13 protein-coding genes are annotated in these 14,616 nt (G+C 70.4%); 8 read left to right on the forward strand and 5 right to left on the reverse strand.

Going from position 1 to position 14,616, the window contains the following annotated elements; all coding sequences use genetic code 11:
• The first annotated feature begins 55 nt into the window (after positions 1-55).
• The 7 genes from AC3EO4_RS37465 (at position 56) to AC3EO4_RS37495 (ending at position 8,642) form a co-directional block, all read left to right on the forward strand.
• Positions 56-1,399, forward strand: coding sequence for an ammonium transporter (locus tag AC3EO4_RS37465; protein ID WP_379575325.1), 1,344 nt, complete (start codon positions 56-58; stop codon positions 1,397-1,399).
• A complete protein-coding gene (locus AC3EO4_RS37470; protein ID WP_183648817.1) occupies positions 1,396-1,734 on the forward strand; it encodes a P-II family nitrogen regulator in 339 nt (112 codons plus the stop codon). Before AC3EO4_RS37465 ends, AC3EO4_RS37470 begins: the two co-directional genes overlap by 4 nt.
• 46 nt (positions 1,735-1,780) lie before the next feature.
• Positions 1,781-4,009, forward strand: a complete 2,229-nt coding sequence (locus AC3EO4_RS37475) for a [protein-PII] uridylyltransferase (protein ID WP_431900191.1) — start codon at positions 1,781-1,783, stop codon at positions 4,007-4,009.
• 202 nt (positions 4,010-4,211) lie between these two features.
• A complete protein-coding gene (locus AC3EO4_RS37480) occupies positions 4,212-7,211 on the forward strand; it encodes a nitrate- and nitrite sensing domain-containing protein (protein WP_379575327.1) in 3,000 nt (999 codons plus the stop codon).
• Positions 7,212-7,281: 70 nt separating this feature from the next.
• The gene (locus AC3EO4_RS37485) at positions 7,282-7,704 is read left to right on the forward strand and encodes a roadblock/LC7 domain-containing protein (RefSeq protein WP_183648813.1); all 423 of its coding nucleotides are present in this window, start codon (positions 7,282-7,284) and stop codon (positions 7,702-7,704) included.
• Positions 7,705-7,711: 7 nt separating this feature from the next.
• The gene (locus tag AC3EO4_RS37490; RefSeq protein ID WP_431900289.1) at positions 7,712-8,074 is read left to right on the forward strand and encodes a DUF742 domain-containing protein; all 363 of its coding nucleotides are present in this window, start codon (positions 7,712-7,714) and stop codon (positions 8,072-8,074) included.
• Positions 8,055-8,642 carry a GTP-binding protein gene (locus AC3EO4_RS37495; protein WP_379575329.1) on the forward strand — a complete coding sequence of 196 codons (588 nt, stop codon included), beginning with the start codon at positions 8,055-8,057 and terminating at the stop codon, positions 8,640-8,642. Before AC3EO4_RS37490 ends, AC3EO4_RS37495 begins: the two co-directional genes overlap by 20 nt.
• Positions 8,643-8,898: 256 nt before the next feature.
• Here AC3EO4_RS37495 and AC3EO4_RS37500 read toward each other — a convergent pair whose 3' ends face one another.
• The gene (locus AC3EO4_RS37500; protein WP_431900194.1) at positions 8,899-10,212 is read right to left on the reverse strand and encodes a nitroreductase/quinone reductase family protein; all 1,314 of its coding nucleotides are present in this window, start codon (positions 10,210-10,212) and stop codon (positions 8,899-8,901) included.
• Between the two features lie 81 nt (positions 10,213-10,293).
• Here AC3EO4_RS37500 and AC3EO4_RS37505 point away from each other — a divergent pair, with 81 nt between their 5' ends.
• Positions 10,294-10,743 carry a MarR family transcriptional regulator gene (locus AC3EO4_RS37505; protein ID WP_379575331.1) on the forward strand — a complete coding sequence of 150 codons (450 nt, stop codon included), beginning with the start codon at positions 10,294-10,296 and terminating at the stop codon, positions 10,741-10,743.
• Positions 10,744-11,080: 337 nt separating this feature from the next.
• On the opposite strand, the gene AC3EO4_RS37510 is transcribed toward AC3EO4_RS37505, so the two are convergent.
• The 4 genes from AC3EO4_RS37510 to AC3EO4_RS37525 all read right to left on the reverse strand — a co-directional run bounded on the left by AC3EO4_RS37510 (position 11,081) and on the right by AC3EO4_RS37525 (position 14,609).
• A complete protein-coding gene (locus AC3EO4_RS37510) occupies positions 11,081-11,842 on the reverse strand; it encodes a TetR/AcrR family transcriptional regulator (RefSeq protein WP_379575332.1) in 762 nt (253 codons plus the stop codon).
• 1 nt (position 11,843) lies between these two features.
• Positions 11,844-12,458, reverse strand: coding sequence for a DUF998 domain-containing protein (locus AC3EO4_RS37515; protein ID WP_379575333.1), 615 nt, complete (start codon positions 12,456-12,458; stop codon positions 11,844-11,846).
• Between the two features lie 188 nt (positions 12,459-12,646).
• The gene (locus AC3EO4_RS37520; RefSeq protein ID WP_431900196.1) at positions 12,647-13,579 is read right to left on the reverse strand and encodes an ABC transporter substrate-binding protein; all 933 of its coding nucleotides are present in this window, start codon (positions 13,577-13,579) and stop codon (positions 12,647-12,649) included.
• A 49-nt stretch (positions 13,580-13,628) separates the two neighbouring features.
• Entirely contained in the window at positions 13,629-14,609 is a 981-nt protein-coding gene (locus tag AC3EO4_RS37525) for an ABC transporter substrate-binding protein (RefSeq protein WP_379575335.1), read from the reverse strand.
• Between the last annotated feature and the right edge of the window lie 7 nt (positions 14,610-14,616).

A 14,616-nucleotide genomic window follows, 5' to 3' on the forward strand; every position in this document is an offset into this window, starting at 1 on the left:
GCTGGGGGCATCCACTGCGACACGTACAGGCCGAAAGTGAAGGAGGGTCGCGTCGATGATCGATAGCGGCACTACCGCCTGGATGCTGGTATGCACCGCCCTGGTGCTGCTGATGACTCCGGGCCTCGCGTTCTTCTATGGGGGTATGACCAGGGCGAAGAGCGTCCTCAACATGATGATGATGTCGTTCGTCAGCATCATCGTGGTGACGGTCGCCTGGGTCCTCTACGGGTACTCGCTGGCGTTCGACGCCTCGGGCAGCGACACGCTGAACTTCGTCGTCGGCGGCCTCGACAACCTCGGCCTGAGCGGTGTCTTCAACGCCGTCTACGAGGGCCTGATCGTCCAGGGCGGCCAGGTCACGGCGGAGGCGGCCGCGGCCGACAACTTCCCGATGATGGTCTTCTCCGCCTTCCAGCTCACCTTCGCGATCATTACGGTCGCCCTGATCAGCGGCGCCATCGCCGACCGCGCCAAGTTCGGCGCCTGGGTCGTCTTCTCCCTGGTGTGGGCGACGGTCGTGTACTTCCCCGTGGCCCACTGGGTCTGGGGCGGCGGCTGGCTCGGCCAGCTCGGCATCGAGGACTTCGCCGGCGGCACCGTGGTCCACATCAACGCGGGAGCCGCGGCCCTCGCGCTCGCCCTCGTGCTCGGCAAGCGCCACGGCTGGGGCAAGGAGCCGATGCGCCCGCACAACCTGACGCTGGTCCTGCTCGGCACCGGCCTGCTGTGGTTCGGCTGGTTCGGCTTCAACGCCGGCTCCGAGCTCGCCCCCGACCAGACCGCGGGGCTGGCCTTCATGAACACCCAGATCGCCACCGCCGTCGCGGCGGGCGCCTGGCTCGTGGTGGAGAAGCTGCGCGACGGCCACGCCACCACCCTCGGCGTGGCGTCAGGCGCGGTCGCCGGTCTGGTCGCGATCACCCCCGCGTGCGGCTTCGTCGACCCGTGGGCGGCCATCGTCATCGGCCTGCTCGCCGGTGTGGCCTGCGCCTACGCGGTCGGCCTGAAGTACCGCCTCGGCTTCGACGACTCCCTCGACGTGGTCGGCGTGCACCTGGTCGGCGGCGTCATCGGCGCCGTCTCCCTGGGCTTCCTCGCCGCCTACCCCTTCCTCCCGCAGCAGAACGAGGGCCTGCTCTACGGCGGCCCGATCAGCCAGCTCGGACTCCAGATCCTCGGCCCGATCGCGGTCGGCGGCTACTCGTTCGCGGTGTCGTGGGTCGCGGCCAAGGTGATCGACAAGACAATGGGCTTCAGGATCGACGCCGACAAGGAGCTCGCGGGCGTCGACATCACCACGCACGCCGAGACCGGCTACGACCTGGGAACCGTGCACGCCTCGGGCGTGTCCGCGTCCTCGGCGCTCGCCACGACCCCGAAGAAGGTGGACGCATGAGGCTCATCACCGCCGTCATCAAGCCGTTCAAGCTGGACGACGTGAAGGCCGCGCTGGAGCAGTTCGGCATCAAGGGCATGACGGTCAGTGAGGCCAGCGGCTACGGCCGCCAGCGCGGGCACACCGAGGTGTACCGCGGCGCCGAGTACCAGGTCGACCTCGTGCCCAAGGTGCGCCTCGAGGTGCTCGCGGAGGAGGACGACGCCGAGGAGGTCATCGACGTCATCGTCAAGGCCGCCCAGACGGGCAAGATCGGCGACGGCAAGGTGTGGTCCGTCCCCGTCGACACCGTGATCCGGGTGCGCACCGGAGAGCGCGGTCCCGAAGCGCTGTGATGGGACGCAGGCCGGAGGCCCGGGCAGAACCCGGCCGGAGGACGCGGTGAGAGCGGACGCCCGATCGTTCGCCGCGGCCCGCAAGGAGCGGGCCGCGGACACCGACCGCTGGCTGAAGGACCTGCTGCGGACGGCGAACCCCGGCCGCGACGGCGTCGCGCTCGTCGCCGTCGGCTCCCTCGGCAGGGGAGAGCTGGCCCCCGGCAGCGATCTCGACCTGGTCATGCTGCACGAGGGCGGCGAGGACGTCGCCAGGCTCGCCGACCGGATCTGGTACCCGATCTGGGACTCCGGTGTCGGCCTCGACCATTCGGTCCGCACGGTGGACGAGGCCGTGAAGGTCGCCCGCGAGGACCTGAAGGTCGTGCTCGGCCTCATCCAGGCCAGGCACGTCGCGGGCGACCCCGAACTGACCAGGAGGGCGAGAGAGTCCGTGCTCGCCGAATGGCGGGCCGACTCCCGCCGCAGGCTCGCGGAGCTGCGAGAGGCGGCCGACAAGCGGGCCGAGACCAGCGGGGAGGTGGCCTTCCTCCTCGAACCCGATCTCAAGGACGGCCGCGGAGGGCTGCGCGACGTCCAGGCGATGCAGGCCGTGGCCGCCGCCTGGGTGGCCTCCGCTCCAGGCCCGCGCGTCCGCGAGGCGTACGAGCTCATCCTCGACGTACGGCACGCGCTCCACGTCGTCACCGCCCGCGGCGCCGACCGGCTGGTCCTGCAGGAGCAGGACGCGGTGGCGGGCACGCTGGGCCTGCTCGACGCCGAGGCGCTCATGCGCAGGCTCGCCGAGGCGGGCAGGACGGTCTCCCACGCCTTCGACACCACCTGGCGCACCGTCGACCGGCTGCTGTCGGGGCCCGTCCCCCGCGGTCGCAGGCCGCTCGCCGACGGCGTGGTCGAGCACGCCGGCGAGGTGGTGCTCGCCCGCGGCGTCACCCCGCGCACCGACCCCGTGCTGGTGCTGCGCGCCGCCGCCGCGGCCGCCGAGTCGGGGTTGCCGCTGGCGCCCGCCACCGTCTCGGTGCTGGCCGGTCAGTCGGCGCCGATGCCGGTGCCGTGGCCCGACGAGGCGCGCGACGCGCTCGTGGCGCTGCTCGGCGCCGGGCGCGCCGCCGTCCCCGTCTGGGAGGAGCTCGACCAGGCGGGCATCCTGGTGAAGCTGCTGCCCGACTGGGAGCGCGTACGGCACCGCCCCCAGCGCAACCCCATCCACCGCTTCACCGTCGACCGTCACCTCATCGAGGCCGCGGCCAACGCCGCCGCCTACACCCGCGAGGTCGCCCGCCCCGACCTGCTGCTGATCGGGGCCCTCCTGCATGACATCGGCAAGGGCTGGCCCGGCGACCACTCGGTCACCGGAGTGGTGGTCGTGCGCGACATCGGCGCGCGTCTCGGGCTGCCGCCGCAGGACGTCGAGATCCTCGCCACCGTCGTCCGCCACCACCTGCTGCTGCCGGAGACCGCGACCAGGCGGGACCTCGACGACCCCGTGACGATCGAGAAGGTCGCCGGCGCGGTCGGCTCGCGCGAGGTGCTGGACCTGCTCGCCGCGCTGGCCCGCGCCGACGGCAACGCCACGGGACCGGCCGCCTGGAACGCGTGGAAGGCCTCGCTCGTCGACGATCTCGTGCGCAGGGTGCGCAGCGCGCTCTCGGGTTCGCCGCTGCCTCCCGCCCCCGCCCTCTCGCCCTCCCAGGCGACACTCGCCAGGCACGGCGGCGGCGCGATCAGGGTGAATGGGACAAACGTCACAGTCGTCGCTCCGGATCGCCCCGGGCTGCTCTGGCGGGCGGCCGGTGTCATGGCCGCGCACAGGCTGGTCGTCCGCTCGGCTTCGGCCGCTTCCGCGAGCTCCACGGCCGTGATCGAATTCTCCGTCATCCCCGAGTACGGCACGCCGCCCGACCCCGCGACTCTCGAGGCTGACCTGCGCCTTGTCCTGGCCGGACGGCTGGACATCGAGCAGCGGCTGGCACGCCGTACGCGATCGGTGCGACCCGCCAGGGTGCCGGTCGCCCCGCCCCGTGTCACCTTGATCGACGACGCCTCCACGACGGCGACTGTCGTGGAGGTCAGAGCCCATGACCGTCCGGGCCTCCTATGGCGTATCGGCAGAGCTTTCGGGGAATGCGGGCTTGACGTGAAAGCCGCTCGCGTGGAGACTCTCGGCGCGGAGGCGGTTGACGTCTTCTACGTAGTGGACCGCGCCGGACGCCCCCTCAGCGACGACGCGCAGCGGACCCAAGTCCGCGATCACGTGCTCGCTGCACTCCGATAAACATCGCAACGGTCTGCGGTCACATTTGTAACGATTGTGTCCGTTTTGCCTGGTACGCGAGTTGTGGCGGATACGTTGTGGGGCGAATTACGGTCTTTATGATTCCTGTTGCGGAACAGGGTGTTGAGGGGTAACGACGGCTGTGACGACGGTGACATCCGGCGGCGGACGCACCGCCAGGCGGGACCGCGGGAAGCGGTCGATGCCACGAATCGGACTGCGCAACTGGCGCGTGAGATCTCGACTCACCGCCCTGATCCTGGTGCCCACCATCGCGGGTGTCGTGCTGGGCGGGGCGAGGGTCGTGTCCTCCGTGGACAGCATCGGGGTCTACGACCGCACGGTCGTCGTGGCCCAGCAGGCCACCGATATCCGCGACCTGGTCCAGGCGCTCGGCATGGAGCGTGACACTGGCGGCTGGTTCTACGCGACCAGGCAGCGCAAGCAGCTCAAGCAGCCCTACGAGGAGAGCAAGGACGTCGTCGACAAGCAGGTCAAGGCCGTCCTGGCCGACCTGGGCGCGATGGACGCCTCCTACGGCCCCCGAGTCGAGCAGGCCGCCAAGCTCGCCGCCGCCCAGCTGAGGTCGCTGTCGGCGATCAGGGCCCAGCAGCGCGCCAGGCCCGACTCCGGCGCCTACCGCTACCTCGTCGAGCAGCTCGTCCGCGTCCACGAGGAGCTGAGCCTCCTCAACAGCGACCCGCAGATCCTCGGTGACTTCCGCGCGCTGACCGTGCTGGTGAAGGCCAAGGAGGAGGTCTCCAAGCAGCGGATCATGCTGCTGGAGTCCTACTACGGCTCCTCCAAGGTCGACGCGCAGCGGGTGACCGACTTCATCGCCGCGGGCTCCCAGCAGTGGCAGCTGGTCAACAGCTTCGCCGCCGACGCAGGCGCCACCAGGGCCACCGCCCTCGCGACGGGACTGCGCAACGACAGCGACGTGGTCCGCGCCGAGCTGACCAAGGCCCGCGCCATCCGCCTGACCAACGACGGCCCCGCCTTCCAGGCCAGGGCGCTGCTCGTCGACCCCACCCAGTGGTTCGAGGACAACGCCAAGGCCATCGCGGTCATGCAGAAGATCGAGAGCAACCCCGACCCGAAGAACCCGGGGCTCGCCCAGGCCGTGACCAGCCGCGCCGAGGAGCTCAGGAGCGCCGAGCTGCGCACCGCCCTCCTCATCGGCGGCGGCATCCTGCTCGTGCTCCTGCTGGTGCTGCTGTTCACCGTCCTCATCGCCCGCTCGATGGTCACCCCGCTGCGCCGCCTGCGCAGCGAGGCGCTCGACATCGCCGGATCCAGGCTGCCGGACGTCGTGCGCAACCTGCGCGTCTCCGGCAACCCCACCGTCCCCGAGATCGAGCCGATCGACGTCGAGGGCAAGGACGAGATCGGTGAAGTGGCGCAGGCCTTCGACGAGGTCCACCGCCAGGCTGTACGGCTCGCGGCCGAGGAGTCCGAGCTGCGCAGCAACATCAGCGCGATGTTCGTCAACCTCTCCCGCCGCACGCAGACGCTGGTGGAGCGGCAGATCTCGCTGATCGACGGTCTGGAGAAGGGCGAGCAGGACGGCAGCCGTCTCGCCGACCTGTTCAGCCTCGACCACCTGGCCACCCGCATGCGCCGCAACTCCGAGAACCTCCTGGTCCTCGCCGGCCACGAGCCGACCCGCAGGCGCAGCCAGCCGGCCAAGCTCGTCGACGTCGTCCGCGCCGCCCTGTCCGAGGTCGAGGACTACGAGCGCGTCCAGGTCAAGGTGCACCGCGCGACCGCGGTCGTCGGCAGCGCCGCCAACGACCTGGTCCACCTGGTGGCCGAGCTGGTCGAGAACGCCATCCAGTTCTCGCCCAAGAACAGCCAGGTCATCGTCTCCAGCAGCATCATCGAAGGCGGAGGCGCGCTCCTGTCGGTGAGCGACATGGGCATCTCCATGAACGAGGCCGAGCTCGCCGAGGCCAACAGGCGTCTGGCCGAGCCGCCCGTCGTGGACGTGTCGGTCTCCCGCCGCATGGGCCTGTTCGTGGTCGGCCGCCTGGCCCTGCGCCACGGCATCCGGGTGCAGCTGCGCAAGGGCGAGGGCTCCGGCCTCATCGCGATGGTGCTGCTGCCGCCGACGCTGCTGCCCGACGCCAACCAGCCGCCGCCCCCGCAGCGGCCCGCCTTCGGCGGCAGCGCCTCCACCGCGCCGGCCTCTCCCTCGCCAGCCTTCGGCGCGCCCGCGCAGAACGGGGCGTTCGCCGCCTTCGAGTCCTTCGACTCCAACGGGTACGGGCAGGCCTCCCGCCAGGGCTTCGGCGCCTTCACCGCCGACACGGGCGGCGACAGCGGCGGCTTCTTCCGCCAGCAGCCGCCCTCGCAGCAGCAGGGCGGCCGGCACCCGTCGTTCCCGAGCATCGACCTGAGCGCGATGCCGAACCTCGACCAGACGGCCCAGCACCCCGGCGGCTCGCACCCGTCCTTCCCCAGCGTGGACCCGAACGGGCAGCACCCGTCCTTCCCGAGCACGGACGCGAACGGCCGGCACCCGTCCTTCCCCAGCGTCGACAGCGGGCTGCCGCGCCGCGCCCCCAGGCCCGACAACGGCAACACGGGCGCGTTCCCGACGCCGCCGCCCCCGGCGCAGGCGCCGTCCTACCCGTCGGCCGAGCAGTTCGCGCCGTGGGAGGAGCACACCGCCTCCATGCCCGCGGTCGACAGCTCGCCGCTGGAGCCCGAGCAGGAGGAGTTCCTGCCGATCTTCGCGTCGGTGGAGTCCGCCTGGTTCAGGCGTCCCGAGGAGGCCGCGCCACCGCCCGCCTCCTCCGCCGGTCCAGCCGGGCCCGCAGCGGGGCCGTCCACCGGGCCCGCGGCCTCGCCGAGGCGTGAGCCCAAGTACCACATGCCAGAGGCGCAGCAGCCCGCACAGGCCGTACCCTCTGATGGTGACCTGTGGCGGACCCCCGCCGACGCAGGGTGGCGGGCAGCGGCCGCGGCCAGTGACCCCAGCCTCGGCGGCATCACCGCCGCCGGTCTCCCCAAGCGCACCCCCAAGGCGAACCTGGTCCCCGGTACGGCGGGCCAGGCGCCCCAGCAGATGACCCCGATGCCGCCGGTCTCGGCGGATCGGATCAGAAACCGGATGTCCAGCTTCCAGCAGGGCGTCCGCAGGGGACGCGCGGAACTGAACGACGAGTCCGCCCCTAACGGGTTGGATAAGGAGGACTAGGCGTGAGCGAGCGTCGCGAGCGAACCAGTGGACACACCACGTTCGTCACGCTTCCGACGAAGGAGGAAGCGTGACGACCTTGAGCCACGAGGCCCACAGGTTCGACTGGCTGATCACTGACTTCGTCAGGAACACCCCCGGAGTGGCCCACGCTGTCGTCGTGTCGGCCGACGGCCTCTGCCTGGCCAGCTCCGAGGGCTTCCCGCCGGACAGGGCCGACCAGTTGGCAGCCGTGTCCGCGGGCCTGCTCAGCCTCACCGTGGGCGCCTCGCGCGTCTTCGAAGGCGGACCTGTGACCCAGACGGTCGTGGAGATGCAGCGGGGCCTGCTCCTGGTGATGGCCATCAGCGACGGCTCCGTCCTGACCGTCCTGGCCTCGCCGGACTGCGACATGGGTCTGGTGGCCTACCAGATGACCCTGCTGGTGGATCGCGCCGGCCAGGCGCTGACCCCGGCTCTCCGCGCGGAACTCCAGGCTGCCAGGACCCGGTGATGTGATGGTGTACGGGAGCGACGGGACAGGGGACGACGAACCCCTGTTCCGTCCGTACGCAGTCACCGGCGGCAGGTCGGAACCCCGCTACCACATGGCAATGGAGACGCTGATCTCCTCGATGTCTATCCCGGATGACGAGATGGCCCTGCTCACCCCCGAGCAGGAGGCCATCATGACGCTGTGCAGGTCGTTCCGGTCCGTCGCCGAGATCTCCGCCTTGCTGCGGGTCCCGCTCGGCGTGGCCAGGGTCGTCGTCGCCGACATGGCCGACGAAGGTCTCGTGCGCCTGCACCAGCCGCGTCTCGACCAGGGACAGCCAGACATGAACATGCTCGAAAGGGTGCTCAGTGGACTTCGCAGGCTCTAGCGGCGGCGGGCTCACCTCGACGAAGATCGTCGTCGCGGGCGGGTTCGGCGTCGGCAAGACGACGTTCGTGGGTGCGGTGTCCGAGATCCTCCCGCTGACCACGGAAGCGGTCATGACCGATGCCTCGGCGGGCATCGACGACCTCGGCCTGACCCCGAACAAGCAGACCACGACCGTGGCCATGGACTTCGGCAGGCTCTCGCTGGACAGGGACCTCATCCTGTACCTGTTCGGCACGCCGGGTCAGCACCGGTTCTGGTTCATGTGGGACGACCTGGTGCGTGGCGCGATCGGCGCGGTCGTGCTGCTCGACACCCGCAGGCTGGCCGACTCCTTCCCCGCGATCGACTACTTCGAAGAGGCCAAGCTGCCTTTCGTGGTGGGCATCAACGGATGGGAGGGCCAGTTCCCGCACTCGGAGAACGAGGTGCGGGAGGCGCTGGCGCTCGCGCCGCACATCCCGATCGTGCGGACCGACGCCCGCAACAGGGACTCGGTCAAGGCGACGCTGATCTCCCTGGTGGAGCACGTCGTCAGGGTGCGCGCCGCCTACGGCGCGCCCGCGTAACGCCGCAACGGAAGGCCGCCGGTTCGCGCCGGCGGCCTTCCGCGTTCCTGTCTCCTTTCTGCCTCCGCTTCCGTCTCCGCGCGCGTTCTGCCTCCACTTCCGTCTCCGCGCGCGTTCTGCCTCCGCTTCCGTCTCCGCGCGCCGTGCGCGTCCGCACGGTCGTCTCCGTACGGCAAGCCCCGCTCCAGCCCACCCTGGGCGCGGGGCGGGCGTCCGTCCAGGGAGACGGTCATCGGGCGCGCGGGGCCGGCCGCCGTTACGCGACCCCTCCCGGCGCCCCCCACGGCACGGAGGTGAGCCTGTTGAGCACGGGAACCAGCTGCTCCTCCTCGTAGTCGAAGTGCGCCTCCAGCGCGGCCGCCAGCCGCTCGATCGCGTCACCGACATCGCCACCCCGCTCGGCCGTGCCACTGACCGCGCTGCCTCGCTCGGCTGTGTCATTGACGTCGCTGCCTCGCTCGGCTGTGTCATTGACGTCGCTGCCTCGCTCGGCTGTGTCATTGACGTCGCTGCCTCGCTCGGCTGTGTCATTGACGTCGCTGCCTCGCTCGGCTGTGTCATTGACGTCGCTGTCCCGCTCGGCCGTGCCACTGACATAGCCGTCCCGCTCGGCCGCGTCTCCCACGTCGTCCCGGTCGAGGAGCGCCCGCAGCTCCCCGGTCAGCCTCGCGACCACCACGTGCTCCCTCCTCAGCCGGTCGAGCGCCTGGGCGAGCTCGGGGTGCGTCTCCTCCAGATAGGGGAAGGCGACGCCGTCCTCGGCGCCGTGATGGAAGTGCAGCGCCTCGCAGAAGGTCAGGCAATGCGCGCGCAACTCCTCACCCAGCCCGCGTCCCCCGCCCGCGCCCTTCCGCACCTTCGCCAGCTCCGCACGCAACCATCCGTGCACCCGCACCTGTTCGTCCCCGAACGCCCGCACCCGCTCCCCAACCGCCCCGGTCATCTCGATCCCGCTCTCCTCGGTCTGGGTCTTCTCGGTCCAGGTCTCCCCAGCCCCGGTCTTCTCGGTCCCGGTCTCCTCGGTCCCGGTCTCCTCGGTCCCGGTCTCCTCGGTCCCGGTCTCCTCGGTCCCGGTCTCCTCGGTCCCGGTCTCCTCGGTCCCGGTCTCCTCGGTCCCGGTCTCCTCGGTCCCGGTCTCCCCGGTCCCGGTCTTCCCGGGTTCCGTGGAGCGGTGGAGTGCGACGACCGGGATGACTCGCGACGTGCCCGCCTGGTAGGCGGCGAACGCGGGGTCGAGGGAGGCCTGCCGCTCGTACATCCGGTCCCGTTCCCCGCCCGTCAACGGCACCGCCCGCGCGCCGAACCGCTCCGCCCCGAGCTCCACCACGACCTCCGGGTTGGCCACGAGGTTGTGGTACCAGGCGGGGTGCCTGTCCTGCCCCGCGTTGGAGCCGAACACCAGGATCCGCTCGCCGTCCCGCAGGTAGACGGCGGGGTTGGTCTTCGCGACGCCGCTCCTGGCGCCCACCGTGGTCAGCAGCACCAGCGGAGCGCCCTCGAACATGCCCCCGACCCGGCCCTCGTTCGCCCTGAACTCCTGGATGATCTGCTCATTGAAGTCCTCGGCCATTCGATATCCTTAGGTCATCAAGCTGATTTGCTTTGCAAGCAAAGCTAATTTCAAGTGCAAGGTATTTGGGGGCGTGGTCCGATGTCAACAGACGGCCTGAGCGTCGACGACGGCATCCGCACGTTGCTGCTGCTGATGCCGCGGATGGTCGGCAGGGTGAAGCGGATCAGGATCCCGGACGAGCTGCAGTCGCTGTCGCTGGCTCCGCGTCACCTGTCATTGCTGGCCTATCTGCTGTTCGACGGGCCGACGACGGTGAACGAGTTGGCCACGCGGCTGGAGGTGGCGCCCGCGACCGTGAGCCTGATGGTGGGCGACCTCAGCAGGAAGGGCGTGCTGGAGCGCCGGGAGGACGACGCCGACCGCCGCCGCACGATCGTCAGCATCGCGGGAGCGCACCAGGCCTCGATCGAGGAGTGGCTGGGGCAGGGGGCGGGGGCATGGCGGAAGGCGTTGGAGCCGCTCACGCCCGAGCAGCGCAGGATGTTCGTGGACACCCTCCTGACCTACGAACGCGAGGTCGGCGCCTGACCCGGTGCCGGGGCCCGGGAGGACCTCGGCGACTGTGGAGATGCGAGACCGCCCCAGCAGTCCGCGCGTGAGCCGGCGGATGAGGGAGACCACCCCGGCGGTCGACAGACGTGTCGGCGGAGCTGCCGGGTGTCCGATGGTCGTCGGGCGGCCGGCGGACGGCGGAGGCGCGGGGGTCCGGTGGTCGTCGGGCGGCCGGTGGAGGTGTGGGGACGCCCGATGGTCGTCGGGCGGTCGTGGAGGCGCGATGGCGGGCCGGCGGTCACCAGGTGGACAGGTCGGTCGACGGGCGGGGCTGTGGAGGCGCTAAGGCGGCGCGCGGTGGTCTAGCCGGAGGTCAGGAGCGCGTGTCCATCAGGAGGGAGATGCCGTCGAGCAGGCGTTGGAGGCCGAACTCGAAGGTGTGCTCGGGGCTGTGCGCGGAGCCGTACACCTCGGCGGCGGCCTCGCCGACGCGGGAGGCGACGGGGAAGCGGCTCACGTCGGCGATCCTGTGCAGGAACGGCGCGTGCGCCGCCCACCACTGCTCGTCGGTCATCCCCGTGTGCTTCTCCGCCTCCAGTGCCTCCACCGCGCCCCGGGCCGCGCCGTGCACGAACCCGGTGACGAGCGTGATGACCGAGTCCATCTCGACGTCGGTGAGGCCGATGCCGTCGATGGCGCGCAGCTCGTACTCGTACTTGGCCGTGGTGTTGGGGCCGAGCACGGGGCGGCTGGTCGCGACCTGGAGCAGCCAGGGGTGACGCAGGTAGAGCGCCCAGTTCTCCCTGGCGATCTGCTCCAGGCGGGCGCGCCAGCCGCCGGGCAGGTCGGCGGGCCGGGCGGTCTCGCCGTAGACGGTGTCGAGCATGACGTCGAGCAGTTCGGGCTTGCCGGGCACGTAGGTGTAGAGCGACATGGTGCCGACGCCGAGTCGTTCGGCGACCCTGCGCATGGACAGCGCCGACAGCCCTTCGGCGTCGGCGACCTCGATGGCGGCGCGGACGATGCGGTCGACACTCAGCTCGGGCTTGCCCTTGCGGCTCGGGCGTTCGCTGGTGCGCCACAGCAGCGCGAGGCTGCGGGCGGGGTCGCCCTTGCCGGTGTACTCGACGGTCACATTACGTACGGTACACCGTACGGACTCCGCTGCCGAGCAGGGCCACCCATGTCAGGCCGATGACGAGCGTGAGCCGCTGGAGCAGGCCCGCGATGCCCGAGAGGCCGTCCGCGCCGGAGAATCCCGCCCCTGTGATCAGGAAGCCGGCGATGAAGAGGACGCCAGTGGCGATCGAGTACGCCGCCCAGCCCGGCCTGCCCCAGCCGGCGAAGCGCCTGCCGTACACGAAGCAGGCGGCGGGCAGCCCCGCGAAGACGAGCAGCGAGAACAGGTCGTGCAGGGTGCCCGCGGTGGTGGAGGTCGCGGGCGCCCCCTGCGGGTAGCCGTTCACCGGGTCGGTGACGAAGAGCCCCGCCCCGACCAGGCCGACGGCGAAGGCGGTCATGAGCGCGAAGCCCCAGCGGGAGGTGCCGCGCAGGCTGATCGCGAAGGCCAGCATGAGCAGGCCTGTCAGGAGGAAGTTCGCGGTCTGGGTCCAGCCCTGGGCACCGATGGCGAGCGAGCTGACGGGATGCCTGAGCGGATCGTAGCCGTCGCCGCGCGTGGCGCCCTCGACGAGGAAGGCGAGCACGAACAGCACCGCGCCGGCCACGCCGCACGCCCGCATCACTCTCATCGCCGGTCCCTTCACCGAGCGTGCTCCACGAACCTGCCGAGCCCATCGTCCCCTGCCGGCCCGTCGCCCGCCTTGCCGGGCCGTCCGTCGCCCCACTCCGCAGGCGGGGGCGGACCCGCGTCCGGCGTGCCGGGCCCCTGCCACCTCCCGGCGGGTCCCCGCCGCAGGTCATGGCAGGGCCCGCCGCGTCATCGGGGCAACCAGTCCTTCCATACGATCTTGTTCGCGTCGACCCACTTCTTGGCGGCCTGCTCGGCGGACATGCCGCCGTCGGTCATGTCGCTGGCGACCGCGTTCTGGTGGTCGTTCGTCCACGAGAAGTTGCGGACGAGCTCGTAGGCCCTGCCACCGGTGTCGGCGAACTTCTTGCTGACGATCTTGTCCAGCAGGTAGGGCGGGTAGTCGCACGTCACCTTCGCCGCCACGGCGTCGCAACCGATCGCGTAGGAGGGGAGGTTGATCTTGGCCATCTTGACCTGCGTGAACAGCCACTGGGGCTGATAGAAGTACATCAGCAGCGGCCGCCTGTTCCTGGTGGCCGACTTCATGGCCTTGATCAGCGCGTCCTCGCTGCCCGCGTAGACGACCTTGTACTTCAGCTTCAGGTTGCGGACCAGGTCCTCGTCGGCGGTGACGAAGGTGGGGTCGCCGTCGAGCACCTGCCCGAGCTCACCGGACTTGTCGGTCTTGAAGAGATCGGCGTACTTGTTCAGGTTGCGCCAGTTGGTGATGTCGGGGTACTCCTCGACCATCCACTGCGGCACGTACCAGCCGATGACGCCCTTGTTGCCGTTCAGTCCCGCCGAGACGGCGACCTTCTTGTCCTGGATGAACTCTTTCTTTTCCTTGTCCCTGCCCCAGTTCTCGACGATGACGTCGACGTCACCGCTCTCGAAGCCCTTCCACGACTCCTCCTCCGACAGCTTCTTGGTCTCGACCTTGTAGCCGAGCTCGTGCTCCAGGAGGTAGGCGAGCACCGCGGCGCTCGCCTCGTAGCCGACCCAGGGGTTGACGGCCAGCCGTACGGTGCCGGTGGCCTTGGGGGCCTGGGGTTCTTCGGTGGTGCAGCCGGTGAGGATCAGGCCGAGGGTGAGAGCCGCGGCCAGCAGTTTGGTTCTCATGTGCGGTCTCCGGCGTGTGCCCCCGCCAGCGACGGGGGCACACGATCGTTTACTTCGGGAGCCAGGCCTGCCACTTGGCCTGGTTGGCGTCGACCCACTTCTTGGCGGCGGCCTCGGCGGACATCCCGTTGTTCTGGATGTCGTTGGCGACCGCGTTCTGGTCCTCGTTGGTCCAGTTGAAGCTCTTGACCAGCTCGTAGGCCTTGCCGCCGGTGTCGGCGAACTTCTTGCTGACGATCTTGTCGAGGTCGAGCTCGGAGTAGTCGCAGGCGACCTTCTTCGGGTCGGCGTCGCAGCCCGCGGTGTACGCCGGCAGGCTCACCCTGGCCAGCTTGACCTTGTCGAAGAGCCAGTGCGGGGTCCAGAAGTAGAACAGCAGCGCCTTCTGCTGCTCCTGGGCCTGCACCGCCGACTCCAGCAGCGCCGCCTCGCTGCCGCCCGTCACGACCTTGAAGTCCAGCTTCAGGTTCTTGACCAGCGCCTCGTCGTTGGTGACGTAGGAGGGGTCGCCGTCGAGGAGCTGGCCCTTGCCGCCGGACTCGGAGGTCTTGAACAGGTCGGCGTACTTGTTGAGGTTCTTGTAGTCGGTGATGTCGGGGTACTTGTCGGCCATCCACTGCGGGACGTACCAGCCGATGACGCCCTTGTTGCCGGTCGAGCCCGCGGCGACGGCGACCTTCTTCTCGTCGATGTACTTCTTCTTGAGGTCGTCGTGGCCCCAGTTCTCGACGATGACGTCCACCTCGCCGGTCTCGAAGCCGGCCCAGGCGACCTCCTCCTTGAGCTCCTTCTTCTCCACCGTGTAGCCGAGCTCGTTCTGCAGCAGGTGCGCGATGACGGCCGCGCTGGCCTCGTACCCGACCCAGGGGTTGATGGCCAGCTTGACTGTTCCTGCGGCCGAGGCGCTCGCCGAGCCGCTGGGCTGAGCGGCGGCCGTCGACGTGGTGCCGCCGTCGACCCTGGCGCCGCCGCCGCACCCTGCGACGGCCAGGCCGAGGGCGACGACCCCGGCCATGAGGCGAATCTTCATCCGGTGA

It is taken from the genome of Nonomuraea sp. bgisy101, assembly GCF_057708945.1.

Bases quoted from the DNA above. Each gene is read 5' to 3' on its own strand.
- AC3EO4_RS37505 (WP_379575331.1), top strand. From the start codon at position 10,294: ATGTCAACAGACGGCCTGAGCGTCGACGACGGCATCCGCACGTTGCTG.
- AC3EO4_RS37465 (WP_379575325.1), top strand. From the start codon at position 56: ATGATCGATAGCGGCACTACCGCCTGGATGCTGGTATGCACCGCCCTG.
- AC3EO4_RS37480 (WP_379575327.1), top strand. From the start codon at position 4,212: ATGCCACGAATCGGACTGCGCAACTGGCGCGTGAGATCTCGACTCACC.
- AC3EO4_RS37520 (WP_431900196.1), bottom strand. From the start codon at position 13,579: ATGAGAACCAAACTGCTGGCCGCGGCTCTCACCCTCGGCCTGATCCTC.
- AC3EO4_RS37525 (WP_379575335.1), bottom strand. From the start codon at position 14,609: ATGAAGATTCGCCTCATGGCCGGGGTCGTCGCCCTCGGCCTGGCCGTC.
- AC3EO4_RS37515 (WP_379575333.1), bottom strand. From the start codon at position 12,458: ATGAGAGTGATGCGGGCGTGCGGCGTGGCCGGCGCGGTGCTGTTCGTG.
- AC3EO4_RS37470 (WP_183648817.1), top strand. From the start codon at position 1,396: ATGAGGCTCATCACCGCCGTCATCAAGCCGTTCAAGCTGGACGACGTG.
- AC3EO4_RS37500 (WP_431900194.1), bottom strand. From the start codon at position 10,212: ATGGCCGAGGACTTCAATGAGCAGATCATCCAGGAGTTCAGGGCGAAC.